The organism is Bacillus sp. AFS059628 (genome assembly GCF_002571225.1).
Taxonomy (GTDB): Bacteria; Bacillota; Bacilli; order Bacillales; family Bacillaceae_G; genus Bacillus_A.
Genome location: NZ_NVEC01000036.1, coordinates 16,407 through 35,364, shown reverse-complemented (window position 1 = coordinate 35,364; position 18,958 = coordinate 16,407). Strand labels below are relative to the sequence as shown.

General features: G+C 31.2%; 17 protein-coding genes. 5 read left to right on the top strand and 12 right to left on the bottom strand.

Features of this window, described 5'->3' with window-relative positions; translation table 11 throughout:
• Positions 1 to 14: 14 nt before the first annotated feature.
• The 3 genes from COL05_RS12935 to COL05_RS12925 form a co-directional block, all read right to left on the bottom strand.
• The gene (locus COL05_RS12935) at positions 15 to 566 is read right to left on the bottom strand and encodes a hypothetical protein (RefSeq protein WP_098668895.1); all 552 of its coding nucleotides are present in this window, start codon (positions 564 to 566) and stop codon (positions 15 to 17) included.
• A gap of 266 nt (positions 567 to 832) precedes the next feature.
• Positions 833 to 1,750, bottom strand: coding sequence for a hypothetical protein (locus tag COL05_RS12930; RefSeq protein ID WP_098254246.1), 918 nt, complete (start codon positions 1,748 to 1,750; stop codon positions 833 to 835).
• 55 nt (positions 1,751 to 1,805) lie between these two features.
• Positions 1,806 to 2,552, bottom strand: a complete 747-nt coding sequence (locus COL05_RS12925) for a ribonuclease (protein WP_373605320.1) — start codon at positions 2,550 to 2,552, stop codon at positions 1,806 to 1,808.
• Positions 2,553 to 3,208: 656 nt separating this feature from the next.
• Between COL05_RS12925 and COL05_RS12920 the strand changes: the two genes are divergently transcribed.
• From COL05_RS12920 to COL05_RS12910, 3 genes are all read left to right on the top strand, one after another.
• Complete coding sequence (locus COL05_RS12920; protein ID WP_098668894.1) at positions 3,209 to 4,978, top strand: ATP-binding protein; 1,770 nt, start codon at positions 3,209 to 3,211, stop codon at positions 4,976 to 4,978.
• Positions 4,979 to 4,980: 2 nt separating this feature from the next.
• Entirely contained in the window at positions 4,981 to 5,349 is a 369-nt protein-coding gene (locus tag COL05_RS12915; protein ID WP_098668893.1) for a hypothetical protein, read from the top strand.
• 367 nt (positions 5,350 to 5,716) lie between these two features.
• On the top strand, positions 5,717 to 6,160 hold the full coding sequence (locus COL05_RS12910; RefSeq protein ID WP_098668892.1) for a hypothetical protein: 444 nt from the start codon (positions 5,717 to 5,719) through the stop codon (positions 6,158 to 6,160).
• Between the two features lie 123 nt (positions 6,161 to 6,283).
• On the opposite strand, the gene COL05_RS12905 is transcribed toward COL05_RS12910, so the two are convergent.
• Positions 6,284 to 6,673: a hypothetical protein gene (locus COL05_RS12905; protein ID WP_098668891.1), complete on the bottom strand. Its 390-nt coding sequence runs from the start codon at positions 6,671 to 6,673 to the stop codon at positions 6,284 to 6,286.
• 240 nt (positions 6,674 to 6,913) lie between these two features.
• On the opposite strand from COL05_RS12905, the gene COL05_RS12900 reads away from it, so the two are divergent.
• Positions 6,914 to 7,996, top strand: a complete 1,083-nt coding sequence (locus COL05_RS12900; protein ID WP_098668890.1) for an MrcB family domain-containing protein — start codon at positions 6,914 to 6,916, stop codon at positions 7,994 to 7,996.
• Between the two features lie 109 nt (positions 7,997 to 8,105).
• Here the strand turns inward: COL05_RS12900 and COL05_RS12895 are convergent, their stop codons facing one another.
• The 8 genes from COL05_RS12895 to COL05_RS12850 form a co-directional block, all read right to left on the bottom strand.
• Positions 8,106 to 8,585, bottom strand: a complete 480-nt coding sequence (locus COL05_RS12895) for a hypothetical protein (RefSeq protein ID WP_098668889.1) — start codon at positions 8,583 to 8,585, stop codon at positions 8,106 to 8,108.
• 705 nt (positions 8,586 to 9,290) lie between these two features.
• The gene (locus tag COL05_RS12885; RefSeq protein WP_098668887.1) at positions 9,291 to 11,276 is read right to left on the bottom strand and encodes an AAA family ATPase; all 1,986 of its coding nucleotides are present in this window, start codon (positions 11,274 to 11,276) and stop codon (positions 9,291 to 9,293) included.
• Between the two features lie 105 nt (positions 11,277 to 11,381).
• On the bottom strand, positions 11,382 to 13,889 hold the full coding sequence (locus COL05_RS12880) for a BsuBI/PstI family type II restriction endonuclease (RefSeq protein ID WP_098668886.1): 2,508 nt from the start codon (positions 13,887 to 13,889) through the stop codon (positions 11,382 to 11,384).
• A 47-nt stretch (positions 13,890 to 13,936) separates the two neighbouring features.
• Positions 13,937 to 14,368 carry a GIY-YIG nuclease family protein gene (locus COL05_RS12875; RefSeq protein WP_098668885.1) on the bottom strand — a complete coding sequence of 144 codons (432 nt, stop codon included), beginning with the start codon at positions 14,366 to 14,368 and terminating at the stop codon, positions 13,937 to 13,939.
• A gap of 270 nt (positions 14,369 to 14,638) precedes the next feature.
• Positions 14,639 to 14,893, bottom strand: coding sequence for a hypothetical protein (locus tag COL05_RS12870; protein ID WP_098668884.1), 255 nt, complete (start codon positions 14,891 to 14,893; stop codon positions 14,639 to 14,641).
• A 510-nt stretch (positions 14,894 to 15,403) separates the two neighbouring features.
• The gene (locus COL05_RS31855) at positions 15,404 to 15,613 is read right to left on the bottom strand and encodes a hypothetical protein (RefSeq protein ID WP_097821257.1); all 210 of its coding nucleotides are present in this window, start codon (positions 15,611 to 15,613) and stop codon (positions 15,404 to 15,406) included.
• A 293-nt stretch (positions 15,614 to 15,906) separates the two neighbouring features.
• Positions 15,907 to 16,821 (bottom strand): hypothetical protein, encoded by a 915-nt coding sequence (locus COL05_RS12855; RefSeq protein WP_098668883.1) that lies wholly within the window; start codon positions 16,819 to 16,821, stop codon positions 15,907 to 15,909.
• A gap of 28 nt (positions 16,822 to 16,849) precedes the next feature.
• Positions 16,850 to 17,368: a hypothetical protein gene (locus COL05_RS12850; protein ID WP_098668882.1), complete on the bottom strand. Its 519-nt coding sequence runs from the start codon at positions 17,366 to 17,368 to the stop codon at positions 16,850 to 16,852.
• 302 nt (positions 17,369 to 17,670) lie between these two features.
• Between COL05_RS12850 and COL05_RS12845 the strand changes: the two genes are divergently transcribed.
• Positions 17,671 to 18,627, top strand: coding sequence for a bacteriophage abortive infection AbiH family protein (locus COL05_RS12845; RefSeq protein WP_257152566.1), 957 nt, complete (start codon positions 17,671 to 17,673; stop codon positions 18,625 to 18,627).
• The last annotated feature ends 331 nt before the right edge of the window (positions 18,628 to 18,958 follow it).

The following is an 18,958-nucleotide window of genomic DNA, read 5'->3' as shown; positions in this document are numbered from 1 at the left end:
AAGACTAGTAAATTCTAGTCTTTTTTGTTTTTAACATATTTACTTTCTCGTCCCTCTTTAACCACAGCGGATATATTTCCACCTGTATTATTAACGATATAATATTCGCCATCTACCTTACTTAGAAAATAATATACTAATCCAGATCCTGTTTTTGCTTCATTTGGTTTAAGTTTGTCAATGAATTCCCTATAGTTCACCATTACCATTGACCAATTTTTATCATATTTTTCATCAAAACTTTTGATGTTTTCTTCTTTAATATCTTTTTTCTCTATTTCTTTAAACTTAATTTTCTCTAAACCGCCCAATTTATCAATTTCATTTGAAAAATCATCCATATATTTTTTTACTTCTTCATCAGAAGGTGTTTTACTAGATTCACTCCCTTGATGTATACCAATTTTTTTAGCTGTACTTATATCTTTTTTTATTATAGCTTCATGATATTTTTTTACTGTTTCTGTAGGTGAATGATCATCAACAACATTTGAATTACTATTAGTGGATGAACAAGCATTTAATAACAAAACACTAAATATTATTGCAATAAATTTGAATTTCATTTTGTAGCTCCTTTTGCAGCATTATTTTACCTAATTTTAACATAAAGGAACTATAATGAACTTATATTTCAAGATAAGTAATATTCTGAAAGGGTAGCATAAAGAAAAGACACCCTAAGGTGTCTTCCGACTTGAACCACTTTAATTTTAATAATATGTATTGGACTCCCATCCAAATATTACTTTACTATATTAAGTTATATCGTTCATTGAGAAATACGGTTCGAATCTATATTTACTCGAAAAAGAGAAACGTAACTCTTTTTTTATCCGACAACACCATGCGCATCCATCTGACTGATGTAATCATTCATCTCTTTTTCGTCATTGTAAGCAACTGTCATTAAATTAACCTTAATATCAATATTTGATGAGATAGTTTCAATTATGTTTTTTAAGCATGTAATACCTGGATCGAAGCAGGATGCTACCATCTTATCATTATGCTTTTTATTTTTCTCTCTTAATTTAATGATTTGTTTTTTTGCTTTATCGATTTGTTTGTTTAATTCATTTGTGTTTTTGACGGAACTAATTATATCACCATGATTTAAGAAATGACCGGGTAATTTATAGTAATAACAAGATTTGCACAAAATATCAAACTTACATATAAATAAAGCGTCTGTAACTGATTTTTCTGTAGTTGGTAATATGGAGTTTAAATTTTTACTTAGATATAAATATTTAGTGAGAAGAGATTCGCATAATTGCATTCTTTTACTTCGATTTTCGTTCCAATTACTATTGGATAACCTGTTTAGCTCTTCGGACATTGCAATGATTTCAGGTGTAGCATATTTCATATTATTATTCACTATATCTAGAACATTCTTAAATGCTTGATCGGGTGTGGAATGTGTTGATCTTCCTAAATAGCTTGGCATCAGAATTTTTTTGAAATAATCCTGTTCACACTCTAGGTAATATATTATTTTGTGTGCAATTGGAGAGTAAAGATTTTGATATTTTTCTTTTGTATCTTTGATTGTGTCTCGACTTTGTGTGAAATAATGTCCGACAACTTGACCAATAGACGCCCCGGTGAATCCGCCTATTAAACTAATAATTGGTATGGTTTTTGGATCTGATTTTTTTAGAAATTCTAAAATATCATAAAAGAAAATATAAATAACTATGCTAATAATAGCGCCTAAAAATAGAAATACAGCTTTTTTATTCACGTAGTTTGTTCCTTTCATTTAATGTTTCAAGTAATAAGAGCACTCTTTCGAGTGTCTAATTACGACTAACACCTAATTTTGATTCTACCTCAGTTAAGCTGGCTACAGCATTAAGTAACTTCTGATCAGAAAGCTTAACTGATTTTTGAGCTTCATTCATTCTGTCTTTCATTGGTGCTAAACCTTTTATACCTTGAGTTACAGCTCTTCCAGCATTACTTCTATAGTTAGTTGCTAGTCCAAACTCCACTCTAAATTTCTCGATCTTTTCTTTTAACACAGGATCAGTTAGCTTTGAGCCACTTTTAAATGCTGTATTTTTATTTGACAGTGCATCATATCGATTTGTAATTGACTCCATTTTCTCTTTTAAAGCGTTCTTGTCTAGAGATTCTGGGTCTTTACTCGCTTCTCCCCAAATAGGTCTCCAGTCCTGATTCCAAATTTCATCATATTCCTTTATCATTTCATCAATAGTAGGCTTAATTTCGTTTTCATATGTAACTTTATCTGCATTTGCAGCTGGCTTGGAGTTTTCTTCTTGTTTCTTCTGTTCTTCATTATCCTTTTTTTCTTGCTCTTTCTTTTCTTTTTCTTGTTGCTTTTCAGCTTCCTTCTGTTCTTCCTTTTCTTTTTTCGCTTTCTCTTTTTCTTCAGCCTTCTGAGCTTTTTCTACTTCTTTTTGTGCTTTCTCTTCAGCTTTAGAGTTATTAGAAGTACTTGTTGTTTCGTTAGATGAGCAAGCTGCTAATCCCATGATTAAAGCGCAGCTTGATAGTGCGATTAATAGTTTATTTTTCAAAATATATCCTCCTAGTATCTAAAATGTAAGATTTCTCATCTCATGGTAGCAAACAAATTATTTGTATATTGTCATATTTTGTCGAATTACAATAAAAAAACAGCACTTTAAGGAACTTTGGTGATGCATTAGTGGAAGTAAATAAAACTGATAGTGTTTTTATGGAGTGCCTCATCAATCAATCACAACAAAAAGACAAAGACCATTACCAATTTGAGAATTAAAGAGGGGCGTAGAAAAAATATTTCTTTAAAATTAAGGTTGAACAAAATGACTGAACTTAAAGGGAGGCGGGAGTTTTAAACAAAATAGTATTGGTTTTTTAATTCGAAATTTACTAAAAATATAAAAATATTCCTTTACAAATCTTGGGCCTTTCACTTAAGATGTAATTAGCGAGTCTGAAGGGTCTCATGGCAAAGTCCGTGGGAACAGAATGTTCAGTGTAATCGTTGCTTACATACCATTAGTATGTTTCTTTCAATAATGGTTTTAAATGCTATAAGACTAGGGATTTTTTGTCTTATATTATATTGGCACGAATTTCTGATTTTCTGTTACCATAATTTGACTTTTAATGAGACCTGCTGACAGCAGGTCTTTTTTGTTTTGGTAATTGAAAACAGACTCGAAAAAATTATTGGAGGGAATATCCCATGAAAAACAAAGTAACAGTAGGAAAAGGTAATTTGAACGTCGAGCAGCCATTGATTAAGGCCTCGAATTTATTTGAATCACTACGCTATGCAGAATACAGTTTCGATAGCGGAATTGGTGAGATCATTGACAATGGTGTGGAAGCAAAGTCAAGCAAGATTTGGATTGATATCGAGACTGAAAATAAAAAGTTTGCTACAAAGAAAAAAGCAATTGATGTTATTAAGCAAGTCGCAATCACAGATGATGGTACAGGAATGACAGAAGATCTCTTAGCTAAATGTCTGGTTTTAGGTTGGACTGAACGCTCTGTTCCGGCTGGTGGAAAAAAAGGAATTGGAAAATTTGGTGTTGGGTTAACACTTGGGGGGATTTCCGTTGCTCGGAGAATTGAAGTTTATACGAGAACCAGCAAAAATTCTCCTTTTTTATATACCTATATTGACCTAAATGAAATTCGTGATGAGGAGCAGATGGAAATTCCTCATCCAATTGAAAAAGAGCCCCCTGCAACATATGCAGAGCATCTATCAGATTCTTCTGGTACTATCGTTATCTTAGAGGATTGCGACCGATTACAATATGACATGATTAAAGAACAAGGAATTGAAGCCTCCCAACACATCGCGGGATTAACGACCTTCATTGGTAGAACTTTTAGAAAGTATATTTTCAGTGGAGTTGAGTTCTTTCTTAACGATTCTAAAGTGTATCTCCATGATCCGTTATATATGATGGGGCCAACCGTCTTTGATACAAAAGATGGTGTAGACCTAAAAGCTGAATTGAAGGGTGAAGATACAATTATCCTACCAATTCCTAACTCGGAAAATGGAGAGACTGCCGAAATTAAAATAAAAATGTCCTTACTCCCAAAAGAATGGCGGAAAAGTCAAGGTGACGGCCGTGTTGATTTTGCTAAAAAGAGAAAGATTCCTGATAATGAAGGTATTTCAATCCTTAGAGCTGATCGTGAAGTTCTTTATGCTAAGGTTCCTTATATTTTGGGGGTACGTGGGCAAGCTTCGTATGATTTTAGAGACCGTTTTTGGGGATGCGAGATTTCATTCCCTGCGGAATTAGATGAGTATTTTCATGTGAGATACATCAAACGCGGTGCTGAGCCAGTTCCTTCTCTTCGTGACAAGATCAGACAGGTGATAGCTCCTGTTATTGAAAGTTTACGAAAAGAAATTACAAATAACTGGAAGCGTGTAGAAGCTGAAAAAGCTAAGGAAACAGGTGATTTTGGCAAAGCAGAGGACGTAATGGCCAAAGCAGCGGATACTCTTCCAAGGGGTAAGAAAAATATTGATATGACTGAGGAAGAAGCAGAAAAGAAAATTGACAATATTGTACAAGAGACTGTGGTAACAAGGGAAACTCCTGAAGAAACCCAAAAAGCTCGTGAAGAAAAGAAAGAGGCAATTAAACAAAAGCCTTATAAAATTGAGCCAGTAAGTTATCCGCAGAATATCTTCTTTGAAACGGAACACATTCTTGGCAAGGTTATTGTCAAGCTTAACGTGAATCATCCGTTCTATGAAAAGGTATTTGTTCCACTATGTGGTGAACTTCAGGTGGGTGAAAATGAGGAAGTTGTGCAACGAGGCCTTGATAAGCAAAGAAACCGTGATGCATTTATGTTACTTCTTTTAAGTTTTGGTAAAGCAGAGTCTATGTTCGACGATGAGGATATGCTTTTTACCAACTTAAGGTCCCAATGGGGTACAATACTTGCTACTGCCATCAATCAGTTGGAGAAATAATTATGAAACTGGTAGCAACGCCTCAATTGTTTGTCCCTCAAGTCATTCGGAAGGTTGTTAAAGCAGACTGTCCAGGTGTATATGTGCTTGGTAATGATAAAAATGGTTTTGATTATGGATATGTTGGCAGATCGGATACTTGTCTAAGAAGCCGATTACTTACACACAATCATCTATATGAATATGAATATTTTATTTTTACTTATACCAAGAATGCACAAGAAGCTTTCTGGTTAGAATCACAATGGTGGCATAACTGTCGGGGGAGTGGGGTAAGCAATCTTATCCATCCAGCATCGCCGTCTGGTACTGGTTTGGAATGCCCTTACTGCCATTTTGCTTCTCATGTGAAAAATGCCTTGGCTTCCTAGTTTTAAAGCCAGACGCTAATAAGTAGCGTTTGGCTTTATTCTTTTGAATTAAAGTGTTGAACGGCTATTAGAATCTCTTCTAGGGAACGGAAGGCGATGGTGCAGGTATGATATACGATCATATAATCTTAATGGGCAAGTGAAGTATATCGGAGTAGAAATAACAAGGGAAGAAAAAACACCATTTTACTTGATAGTGCGAGAGATATCTATTATCCTTTTAGGATATTTGCTTATGATGCATCCAGAAACACTGGGAGTATATAAACTTAATGGGGACTTGGAGCAAAATCTTCAATTAGAACCATTAACTTACAAAGTAAGAAGAGGTTAAAACCAAAAATTATTATAGTTGAGGTGGAGTTCAATGGATAAAATAGAAATTACGGAAGAACATATTGAAAAAACGTTAATAGAGTTTGAAGAAGATGGTTATGACTATATTACAATAAAGACTAAATGTGAAGAATTTTTTGTGTGGAAGAAAGACAGTTTACTTGCACATTATGGCTATTATATCAAGGAATGCTCAGAGGCATTAGAAGACTTAACAGATAAGGATAAAATAATAGAGTGCCAAGAAATGCTGGATGAGTTGTTACTTAAACAGCAGAAACATGAAGAAAGTCTCTTCAATTTTATTATTAGTAACTCTATTACCTGTGATACTGATTATATAAGTGGGGCGAATACTAAAGAAGAGGTTCTAACAACACTAAAAACCGTAATAGGAATTAATAACATTATAGAATTGGATCTTGGACATGATATGTCTTATATGGAAAACTTTGCTGAGAGTTATTTCTCTTAAAAATGACTAGGAAGATAATCTGTTATTAATAAGGATTCCGTTACAAGAAAATTGTTAAATTTGAACATATTGATATCGCTAATCTAGAAAAGGTACGTGAAAAAACAAAAGAGGTGTGCATAATCACGCCTCTTTTGTTTTTCTCCATTTTCTCTCAATAACAATTTCTATTTTTCCGGTTTTGGGGTTTCGTTTAAAAGAAACCTTATCGTATTCACTAATTATTTGTTTCACCAATGTGAAGCCTAGATAAATGATTGCTGCAATAGCTGCTATTTCTAATCCGCTTAAAGTTGCCACTGGTATAATGGCAGTTGTACTCATTCCAACAGTAAAAGGTATCCCTGCAATAGCCGCTGCTAATATAGGTAAAGTGAATTTTGATACAGTTTTCATCTTATAAGATCTGTTTACCTTTTCGGCAATATCTCCTGTGCAGAGTATAGTAGACACCTTATTTTTTATTGCAAGCTCTAATTCTTCTTTATTCGATACAGTAGTTATTGTTTGCACCCTTTTAAACTCCCCTTCAAAATGTAAGATTTCTCACCTCATGGTAACAAACATATTATCTTTATATTGTCATATCTTGTCGAATGGAAATAAAAAAGAGAGCTGACCCCCTCCTTTGTTATGCTCTATTAATCCCACTCCTTTGAACTTAGTAATCCGTTATGTCTATTATACTTTTTCGAGGTATAAATGGTAGAATATAACTTAATATATTAGATTAGTAATTTTGGAGGGGAATTTATGAGAGAGGCATTTAATAAATTACTTACTGAATATCAAACACAGTCGAAAATTCCTTTTAAGCCAACGGAAAATAATTTTGCAAAATACATATTAAATGAAGTACCTGATATTCTTGTCAAAGATGTACTTATGGAAGATATAGAAAGATATAAAGTACAAGCCTCTGTAGGACAAGGTAACTGGACTGAGACTCCATGGATAAGCATATTTGACCGTAGTTTAACTGAAACTGCTACAAAGGGATTTTACATAGTTTATCTTTTTAGAAAGGACATGGAAGGTGTCTACTTATCATTAAACCAAGGTACAACGTATCTGCAAAACAAATATAAAGGTAAAAAGCCAAGGGATAAAATGAAAAAGGTAGCAGAGAAACTGCGGAGTATAATTGATTATTCTGTAGAAGATTTTCCTTTAGAAGAAATTGATTTAAAATCTAAAACTGATAATGCAAAAAATTATTCAGCTGCACATGTATGCGGTAAATATTACTCCGCAGATGATCTACCTAGTGATGAAGAACTTAGGGAAGATCTTATAAAATTATTAGGAGTGTACAATAAATTAAAATTCCTAATGGGTCAGAAGAGCACGGATCAATTTATCGATTTTTTACTAACACTAGATGAAATAGAAGATACACAGTATCAATCAGACATACAATCGGTAGTACCATCTAATACCCCACAAACACCACGATCAATACCACCTCAAGAGAATGCAGGCGCGGGTAAAAGATGGAAGCGGGATGCAGCTATTGCAAAAGAAGCCTTAAAGAAAGCTAATTATGTATGTGAAATTGATCCTAGTCATAAAACGTTTATATCTGATGTGTCCGGGGAAAACTTCGTTGAAGCGCATCACTTAATTCCAATGAGTTTACAATTTGATTTCCCCTGGAGCCTTGATGTGCCGGGGAATATTGTTTCGCTGTGTCCTAATTGTCACAGGAAAATTCATCATGCGATAAAGAGTGAGAGGTTACAAATTATAGAAAATTTATATTTACAAAGGAAAGATGTTTTATCTAGTTTTGGGATTGAAATAACGTTAGAGTATTTACTTAAAGCATACTGTTAACTATAAAGCGAGAAAAAGGCCTACCATCATTTTATGGTAGGTCTTTTTGTTCAAAGTGATGCAACAACATATAACATAAAAAAAGACACCCTAAGGTGCCCTGTGATATCTATTTCAATTTTGTATATACCTCAATGAATTCTTTCAAACGATCTGGAGTGTCTAACACTTCTAATCTTCGTGCCCATCCCCATTCTTCTACTGAAAATGGTTCCCCACTCCATAATATTTCTACATCACGACGATGGCGGGAATCCCAACTATCTGGGGAATCTATATAGTACGCATCGCTAGTTATCCTGACAATCGCATAAACATTAAATTTAGTTGTTTGGCCAGTTCCAACAACTATGATATCGCCTAATGCAACATCATGGTGAAAACGATCAAAGAATGTTCGTATTAATCCCCAGCGACGTTTTTTCTCTGCTTGTTCATCTAATGTTTTAAATAATTGCGTTTTTTTAGTGTCACTTAACTTTCCATAATCAAGGTCAATTCCATTTTCATCTAATGCTACAAATGGCTTCTCGTTATTAATAAAACGTTCTGCCCATTCTCTAAAAGTTTTCATTAAATAAACGTTCATGATATCCCCTCCGTTAAGTACTTAGTAAAAACCAAAAAGTTACTTAATAAATACTGTTAAATCAATGTTTATAAGTAAATAGTTGATTTGAATTTATTATAATAAACATTAATTTAACAGTAAATTAAGTATTGTTCGACAAATTACTTGTGATATTCATAAAGAAAAGACACCCAAAGGTGCCTTTCTTTGACTTGAACCAGTTTAATTTTAATGATGAGCTTTCCTCATCTAATATCAAACTGGTGCATGCATGTGTGGAGAAAATAGAAAAGAAATCCTTATTCAAGGGATTTCTTTTCTAGCCATTCTAGAATTTTTTTGCAAAAACAATCTAAACTATCCATTCCTAATGCTTTTATAAAACGAAAAAGGATAGGGAATGAAAAATTATACTGGTTTGGTCAAACATGCTATGAATCAGAGAAGTATATCATACGTATAAAACAAGGCACTAATTCATAGAATACTTATAGATCCTATATAAATATCGAAGGAGCTAAGTCCTATGAAAAAAGAGAATATTACACTTTCAGGAAATGAAATTCAGCGACTTAAAAAATTATTAGAATACTCTAATGAAGCCATAGAGTACTGGTTTAACGACTGCGACGCCGATCCTTCATTACTCCAAGAGAACAATGTTTACAAATTAGAATGTAAATATTTTTTGGGAAAATTAAATTACAGATAGTAAATTGCTTATTATGATAAATTAAGTCCTTTCTTAATTTGCTGCAATAAATTATATAATGGGGCGTTAGCTGTAAGTATAGATTGCTTTTTTAATTCTTTAATAAATTTCTCACCTCTAATACCAAGCTTTTCACCTATAGCTTTAGCGGAAATATTTAATACTTGTTTTCCAGGACATAGATATAGATATTCTTCATTCCATTTTTCTACACTATATTTATCTGTGCAATTTGAAAATTTACCATAAAGTTTTTCTTTCAATTCATTCATGTTAGAATCAGAAAATAACTCATCAATGTATTTTTTATAGTTATCTTGATCGACTTCTATATTTCTATGATTAACAACTTGTTCCCAACGATTTAATTCTTCCCTAATTTTTTCGGCTAAATACAATTTTTGAACTTGATTAAAAGAATGTTTTGCATTGTCTTTAAAGATTCCTTCGATATGTACTTCTGTAATCTCTTCTTGATCGTCATCCTTTGGAAACTGATCCACAGTTTTTTTCCATATGCGTGTATCTAGAAGGTAATTCTCTATTTCATGACGATCCAGTAAAATAAAATCGTTTTGATTAGAATTAATTATAGTCCTTACCCGTTCATCATTTATTACATCCCTATCCAGCATAAAAACAAAGTTACATCCTCTTAAAAATCTCTTTACTTCCTTAATCCCCTTATAAATTTCTATTAGTTTATTGCAATTTTCTATCTTTTCTACTTTGACATTATATCCTTTTAAAATAGAATCAAAGATTTCAACTTCTGTCTTACCTTCAACAAATAAAACGTTTGTATTAATTGTACTTATTCCTATCTCACGTAGTTGTTTCTCGCAAGTTTGATAATCTAATAAACTTAACTGATCATCGATTATATAATTACTACCTGTATTAAAATTAGAATATATTAACGCTTTAGAATGAGTAATCAAAAATGTTTGAGAAATTTTTTTGATTTTTGATGTTCCATATACTTGTTTAACTTTTTCTTTCAGACTATCACCCGTATCGATTTCACTTAAAACATCTAATAATGAGCTTTTCTCACTACTTAATGAATCTAACAAAATACTGAGTTTTATAATTAAATCTTCATGTAAATGATTCTCAGGCTCATCTATAATTATAATACTTATTTTTTTCACCAGATTTATGTATAAAAATAGATAAAATATAGTTTTTTCACCTGAGCTTAAATGTCTCATATCATAAGATTTAGATTTTGGTTCCATATTTTTCACAAGATTTACAACTTCATTCGCTCTATAATTGTTAGCAGAAAAGTTATTGAAAGAAATATTTGGGAAAAAGTAATTAAAAAATGCTTCGCCTAATTTATAGTATAAGTTAATTTTACCTTTTGTTGGTATCAAACGCTCATAAGCCCAGTCAATCAATAAATTTTTGTATAGTAAATTAAATGTTTCCCTTGGGAAAAATACCATATTTAATGTTATCCACGCCTCTCGAGAGATTGGCAGTTCAAAGTGTGTTTTAATACTTAGCTCTGAGAATGGTGTATTTGTTTCATCATAAAATTTGCTGGATTCTATGTATACAATTACATTCTCTGGATTCATAATATCCCAATATTCATCTATTATCTCTTGTCCTTTTTTAACTATCAAATCATGTTTGAAGATCACCCCAACTGATATTGCTACTAACTCAATAACAATATCATTATTAGAATCATCTACAAACTCCACACGTATTTCTAATGATTTATCTTTAGCGCTTATGCAATCAAACAATTTGTCAGTTAGACTTTCTCTAGCTCTGATAGTAAAAGGATTATCTTTAAAAGTCTTCTCTAGTTGATTGTAAAAAAAAGTTTGTTGAACTAATACTAGTGCATCAGCTATAGTGGATTTTCCAGATCCATTTTTTCCACTAATAGTGTTCACATTTAGAGCTTCCTCAAAATTAAATTTTGTTGGTAATAAAAACTTTTTAAATCCTTTTAGGTGTAATGACTTTAACTTCATTTTGTACACTCTCCAAATAATACAATTCGTATTTTATATAATTTAAAACCCAAGACATCTTGATGAAATTTTTATATCCTCAAAACATCTTGGGTAAAATAATATTTATCTTGGTCCTAAGAAACGATCTCCATTTAAATGCATCATATGTTCTGGCGCATTTGCAAACCATACTTCCGTATCCCAAGCAATATCATCTGCATATTTTTTAAAAACTGACATGTCTGGAAATGCCGTCACATATATACGCCCCGCTGAACAATTCTCTAATACCTTTTCTAATTCGTATAAACGTTTAGGTGAAACGGGACCATGTGAAGTAACCGCCTCAATTAAAAATAACCAATTTTTTTCTTTGTCATAGAGAACCACATCTGGTAATTTATCATGACTAAAAGGCGGAACATTTAGTGCCTCTAGTTCCTCTGCCTTAATATACAAGTATTTATTTTCAGTATCACCTAAATATAAAAGCTTTGAACCTGGCGCAAAAATAGCACCAAAGTCTTCTACGATTTGTTTTTGTAAAATATTATGTTCTCCAGCAGATAAGCTTAAAGACTCTTCTTCATTAATTTTTACTGGAATACGAGTTTTGTTTCTTTTTTGTTCATACTTTTGAGATAATGTTGAAAATTGTTGTTTAAATTCTGTAACTTTCTCTAGCCATTGATTTATCCCATAGGTCCTAACTACAGATAAAAATTCGTCAGTTACAGCATAAACTGTGTTTCCACTATTAGTAGGTCTAGAAGGGTCATCTGGATTTCTCTCAATTAAATTTGCTTGTTCAAACTGATGAACTGTTTGTCTTCTTATTGTTTCTCTACTATTAGGAGCATAGACTTGATTATAGTTCTTAGCCATAAAATCCATTATATCTACAATACGAAGTAATCTTTTTTGAGCATTGCTCCACTCATCATCTTCTTTAATGTCTAATAAAGCTAATAAACTTAGACCTGAACGCTTATTCTGTTGTTTTTTAGGTAATCCTAACTGCAGTAAGATATCTTTTGCTTGTTCTTCTTTATTCATTTCTCCCAACTCCACAAGGCATTCTAGATTCTTTTCTTTTTGATTTATAAATTCTTCTTCTAATATTGTATCTACATCTGAATAACTGATTCTTTCTTCAAGAATATCCCTTCCTAATTTTACAATAAATTCATATTCAGGAAAAGGTAAAGGCCTAATGTCTGAAGCATTTACTTGTGTGTTTCCGTTAACGATCCTAAAATATTGATCGACCAAATCTGAATTTAAGAATGCAGTTATTCCTAACGCTTCTTCTTCACATAGACTCTCGTCAATTTTATAAATATAATTCAAATGATTTTCCAAACCTAACATTTGAAACGGATATTTTTTTGTTAAATATGTACCGCAATCAACCCTCTTTTTCTGTTCTTTTGAGGTAAAACGTTTAAGTAGTACATAATTATTGGCCGGAACAACAAGTTTTTTTTCAATAGCTTCAAAAATAATTCCCTGATTGTTTTGTTCTAAAGGGAATGTTACCTCCAGTTGTTTTAAATTTTTCATATATAATAATGGATAGGAATCCTTTTCATCATAATCTTTAATATATTCTTTATGTCTAAAAGCTACTACAGGGCCAGTGGAAATATTCATATGCATTAATGTTAAGTTATTACTCCAATTATCAAACATTTCTAGTACTTTGGACTGTTCTTTATTTATAGGTAATCTAATTAAATTAATTTGATCTGTGGAATCTATAATGAGCGATTTATTAAATGTTTCTTCACTATAGCTCTCTTGAATATTTAGGCTTAAAGATGAACTAATATTAATATGTGGAAGCTTATATTTTCTTTTGAATCCACTTAATATAATAGTCTCTTGTAAAACATTTTCACTCTTAAAATTTCCTTTTCTTGATTCAAATAAGTGGAAATGATCTGGATCAATACTCTTAAAAAAAAGATCCCTAAATCTTTCAAAATATGCACCAGAACAATAACTTCTAGGAGTAATAAAAACCAATTGTCCTTCATCAACTAATAATTTTTCAGCAATGGCCATAAACATAAAGTAAATATTTGGTTGTCCGTGTACATATTCCTGTAGTATTTGTGAATATATATGACTTTTATTTAATTTGTAATAAGGGGGGTTACTAATTACTAAGTCATATTTTTTATTACGTTTTTCTTCATCAAAAAGAGAGGATTCAAACAGATGACTATGGACTAATATAAAATCTTCTTCATGTATCTTATAATTTAGTTTATTACCCTGTTTCTCCATCAAATTTTTACATAGTTCCATCGTGTCATATAAAAAAGGAAGCACTTTCTCATCGTTTTCATATAAATCTATTTCTAAATGAATATTTTTTCTTCCTTCTTTAATAATTCTTGCAACAAATGCAGCAGTCAGTATTCCTGTCCCACTACCTGGGTCGAGGATCTTAATAGTGTCTTTTTTTATATTAACTCTCTCCGCCATAAATTCAGCAATTGAACTTGATGTAAAGTATTGTCCTTTTTCCTTTTTTTCTGTAGCTGCAGATATTTCATTTATATGAATTGATGCGCTCTCAACAAATCTTAATAAGTCACTACCTTTAATTAATTTGTTACTCATTTATACACCTACTCTAGATTAGTAATTCACCGATTAGTCTTGGATACTTAGTTTCTTTTTCCTCTCTCTGGTTCTACATAATAAGTATCAAATGCAAATGTAAACAAACATTCTAGTTTACCACGTAATTTATAATCATTTTCTACAATAATAAATTGAACGTAACACTGATTTTTTAAAAATTCTTTAGCACTGTTTAAATCAACTACTTCACTTCTAGAAGAATCTTCAATCAGATATTTCTTTAAACGTGCTGTGCTTAAATTTCCTTGTAAATGATTTGTATAAATCCGTCTTTGTAAATTTAAAGTTCTTCCAACATATAGAACTGTGTCATCAATCTTATCTCTTATAATATACACACCTGGGGCGATAGGAAGTTGACTTGGTTTTAGACCATAAAACTCAATTTTATCGCGTTTCAGGATTTTCTTTATGTAGTTTTTCCCTATTGACAATTGATTTTGTATAGCTTCCATACATTCCCTCCACAAAAAATATATCAGTAACTGATATATTAGTAACTGATATATTAATTCATTAACTTTAAATTGTCAACGAGCTAAAAAGATGTTAAATAAAATAAAAAATTTCTTTATTTCTCCTAAGTATTGAACATATTTATTATTTAAAACTACTGTTTATAATAAAAAAAGACACCCTAAGGTGTCTTTTTTCTGAGTTGAACCATTTTAATTGTAATAGTATGTATTGGAATCCTATTTAAGTATTCTTGATGGTGTTACTTTCTAATAACTTGTAACAGACATGCTACGTTGCGAGTGTTTTTGGATAGTAAGAACAATACGGTCTTTCTCAAATAACATATTTCCATTAATTAGCATATGTGCCAACTCGATTGATTGTTCTTTAGATAAGAGAATAGCGATTGAATTTTCTGTATCTCGAAGCTCAATTGGTACAGTTGTTTTGAATTTAACTTCTTTGTTTGCAATTTCTTCTGCTAGTTTTTCAATAGAATTATTAAATGTTTTCGCTCCCATTCCATTTCCCTCCTGAATGTAAAACTTCAAATTAATCATATCAAATCTGATTATAACTATATTGTCATATTATGTCGAAAGGGAACAAAAAACTGACCTGTTCAGTTCTATTAAAAAAGTTGTCGGCTTAGCATAGTAAATTTATTTTTCCTTGACGTTATCTTATAAAGAAAGAATACCCTCATAACTACTTTTAAAATAAAGCTATAATATATTCAGGTTTTTTAATTGCTACAATGATAAATACAAGTATCAGTACCATGAAACCAATTTTAATATATTGTTTAGTCTGATAAGGAATTACACCTTGTATCCAATTTGAGAAAATTAATAATCCTGCACCTAACAAGATAAAAATCAAAAAATAATCACTGCATTCTCAGGAATTGTTTGGAAGGGGCTTGGTATATTTATTTGAAAATCCATAATATATTCCTTTCTAATTTAAATCTTTTTATTTGAATAATACAACATATGTTTAATAAAGAAAAGACACTATGTGGTGCATTTCTACTCTGTAACAAATTTAAATACATAGTACATAAAAAATAGACAAGATAGATATGCTAGTCTGCCAGCAATTGATTCTTTCATAAATTTCATAAGTATCACTTTGATAATCAATGCTAAGAATAGCGGTATAAACAATACCATAGCAAGCTTGATTGCGATGTCATTTATAGTTGGATTAAACGGTTCAAAATTAATTATGATATTCACTTACCTTTCCTTTTATTTTTATAATACAATTTATATTGTTTTGTCTACAACAAAAAAGACACCTAAAGGTGCCTTTCTCCGACTTGAACCACTTTAATTTTAATAATATGTTTTGAACCTTCTCCAAATATTGTTTTACCATATTAAGTTATATTGTTCATTGAGATTGGGTCAGGAAGATGCGGGTTTATAACGCTAAATCAATTTTCCTGACGGCCTTCCTACTTGTACAATCAATATTCGCAGTAACACATTGAACAAACTTTATTTCAAAGCAACAATAGATCGGATGATTATGTGATATCTAAATCGGAATTTTCATACAATAAGTATTTAATAAAATCAAAATCGCTTCTTCTAGCATCTTGATAATGTTTATTAGCATAATTATCAAAATTTAATTCTCTAGCAAATGATATCATATACTTATTAATACATATGTCATACAGTATGATGTTTATAGCTTCGCTACCAATTTCATCATATAAATACTCTAAATAAAAAGTTAACTCCCAATTATCCATACTCTTTTTGTATTCATAAATAATTTGCATGCTACGATCAACGCTACGAAAGAAAGGAGGGATTAACTTATTTTGATATATGCCACTATTGTCGATAGCAAGGGATAAGAGATTACCATATAATTTATAATACTTTTCATTTTCCTTTTCTCTAAAAAGTATTTCGGCATTTTCTTCAATAGAATCCCCCATAGCCTTATCAATTTTACCTCGAATTATTTCCATGTACTCATTAAATGTATAAGGGAGATCAAGAGAAAAGAAATAGTTTGCAATTTCTTCTTTTGATTTTCTTAACTCATTAATTTGGATAAAGAATGAGTTTTCAAATCTTTGCATCCTAGCGGTTTTACTTTGTTCTTGTAATGTTTCCTTTGTGCTTTCCATTTCTTTTTGAAGTAAAGATAACTCCCTTTGTTGTGTGTTAAGTTGTTCTTGTTGAAGATTATAAGTTCTATAAATGAATAATATTGTAACAACAGTTAAAAATGGAACAGTTGAACCACCAAGGAAGTCTCCATAAGTACCTAATTTATCAAAATCAAATTGGAATATTTTAACTAACAACAAACCGAAGAAGGGTGATACTATAGCAAAAATAAAAATTAAAAAAATTAATTCACTAACCTCGAATTTTTTGCAATCATTTTTATGATTTGTATTATCTTTTAGATCATCAGACATTTCACACCTCTTATTATATAATTTTGTATTAGATTTTTTTCGCCCACTTATCAGATATAAAATCTAAAATTTCTTGTTTGGAAATTTCACCATTAGTATAGCAATGAAGTGAATCCCCCACATCTACACTAATTAGTTGATTAATAAAATCATATAAAGCATCCATAGTAGGATAGATGTCAAAGGAAACCCCTAAATCTGAGAACTCTATATATGTTAAATATCTTTCTCGTTCCATATCTAACAGAAAGGAAATTAATTCTAACTTTTCAGCTGGAGAAATATCATCTGCCAGATCATGTTTGATGTGAATTAGTCGTTCTGTAAACTCTTTTTCGGTTTCTGAACCTTCACAGTAAGGTGTAACATTTTCTAAGTATAATTCTTTAAAGACACCTTTTAATAACACATTGACAGCATCTTCAACTTCTAACATAGTAAAGATTTCATAAATGCCATCTAATCCAGCATCGGAAATTGGCTTTAATCCTTGCATTATTGATGTTTCTAAATCTAATAGTTTTGTTACTAAATCAATCTTTCTCACTTTAATCCCTCCTGTTTCATTGTTCTAAACAATTATATAACGGGATATTCCTGGTAGATAGTTAAATACCCCCTTTACTTTATTTAATTTTGTAATCTCCTGCTAGTAAAACGTACCTTTTTTAATAATCCAATTTGTGAAATATCTCATTTTATTATGAATTGTTTTAGTGGTTATAGTAGTATGTATCTGTGCGTATGTTAAGTCTCTGTTAAGGGAGAGAATGGCTATTCACTGTAGAAGCGATGAATGTTTTATATCCTAAAAAATAAAATATGAAGGAATATAGGAGGAGAGATTTTTTGAGTAAATTATTTATTTTAGGAAATGGTTTTGATCTAGCTCATAAACTTCCCACAAGTTATGAGGATTTCCATCAATATCTTTTGGAAACTTATCCAAGAGCTAGAAAGTTACAACCTACCTTTGATGTTTCAATTGAACATACAGATGATGGAATTGATGTGGACGATACTGACGCAGTAGCGTTTATTAGGAACGCAATTGATCAAGTGGAAGATGAACACTGGTGGAATGTTGAGAGTAGTTTAGCACATTTGCCGTTTGAAGATTACCTTAGTGATCAAGAAGACATGTTTGATTTAGATGATGATAGAGAGTTATATAGAAATGTATATAGACATGAAGACACTTCAGATGCTTTTTATCGCGTTATGTTAAAGTTTCATAAGTTTCTCGTTGATTGGGTTAGATCAATTGATATATCTGATACTATTCCAATTGAAAATTTTAAGACGTTAATTGACAACGAAGATGACTATTTCCTTACGTTTAATTATACATGTGTACTAGAAGATATATATGACGCTAATGAAGATAATGTTTGTCATATTCATGGTGCACAATACAGCTGTGATTCTAAGATGCTTTTTGGTCATGGTCATGTAAGGGATGAATATGAAAGTTTACATATTGGTGCTACGGAGAGTTTGGAAAAAATACATAGACTTTTAAAAAAGGATACGAATAGCGCTCTCGATTCAGCTGAATTTTTCTTTGATGATTTATCTTCAGTGCAAGAGATTTATTCTATAGGATTTTCTTTCTCGGAAGTAGATCTAATATATATAAGACGAATTTGTGAGGCTTGTAATACTGAAAAATGCACGTGGTATTTATTCGATTATAGATATGATGAAACAGAAGAAGAATATAAAAGGAAAATCAGAGAAGCAGGATTTAAAGGGGAATTTGATATATTTTCTATGAAAGAAAATGAAGAATATGAGGATGAATAAAAAGAATGCAGATTAAAAATTGCATTCTTTTTGTTTAATATCAACATAAGCTCTTTGGATGTCGTAAAATCTCACTAATCGAGATAAAGAAAATATTGATATCTTACCATAAAAAAGACACCCTAAGGTGCCTTCCTCCGACTTGAACCACTTTAATTTTAATAATATGTATTGGACGCTGATCCAAATATTATTTTACCATGTTAAGTAATGTAAGTTATTGAGAAATACGTTACCTCTTTATTTAAACGTAAAAAGCCCTAGAGGGGACTGGGACTTTTTGACAGAATGAAAATGATCTAAAAAAGGACTTATATAACGTAACATAGGA

Bases quoted from the DNA above. Each gene is read 5' to 3' on its own strand.
- COL05_RS12910 (WP_098668892.1), top strand. From the start codon at position 5,717: ATGGATAAAATAGAAATTACGGAAGAACATATTGAAAAAACGTTAATA.
- COL05_RS12855 (WP_098668883.1), bottom strand. From the start codon at position 16,821: ATGTCTGATGATCTAAAAGATAATACAAATCATAAAAATGATTGCAAA.
- COL05_RS12885 (WP_098668887.1), bottom strand. From the start codon at position 11,276: ATGAAGTTAAAGTCATTACACCTAAAAGGATTTAAAAAGTTTTTATTA.
- COL05_RS12920 (WP_098668894.1), top strand. From the start codon at position 3,209: ATGAAAAACAAAGTAACAGTAGGAAAAGGTAATTTGAACGTCGAGCAG.
- COL05_RS12880 (WP_098668886.1), bottom strand. From the start codon at position 13,889: ATGAGTAACAAATTAATTAAAGGTAGTGACTTATTAAGATTTGTTGAG.
- COL05_RS12875 (WP_098668885.1), bottom strand. From the start codon at position 14,368: ATGGAAGCTATACAAAATCAATTGTCAATAGGGAAAAACTACATAAAG.
- COL05_RS12935 (WP_098668895.1), bottom strand. From the start codon at position 566: ATGAAATTCAAATTTATTGCAATAATATTTAGTGTTTTGTTATTAAAT.
- COL05_RS12870 (WP_098668884.1), bottom strand. From the start codon at position 14,893: ATGGGAGCGAAAACATTTAATAATTCTATTGAAAAACTAGCAGAAGAA.
- COL05_RS12895 (WP_098668889.1), bottom strand. From the start codon at position 8,585: ATGAACGTTTATTTAATGAAAACTTTTAGAGAATGGGCAGAACGTTTT.
- COL05_RS12915 (WP_098668893.1), top strand. From the start codon at position 4,981: ATGAAACTGGTAGCAACGCCTCAATTGTTTGTCCCTCAAGTCATTCGG.
- COL05_RS12900 (WP_098668890.1), top strand. From the start codon at position 6,914: ATGAGAGAGGCATTTAATAAATTACTTACTGAATATCAAACACAGTCG.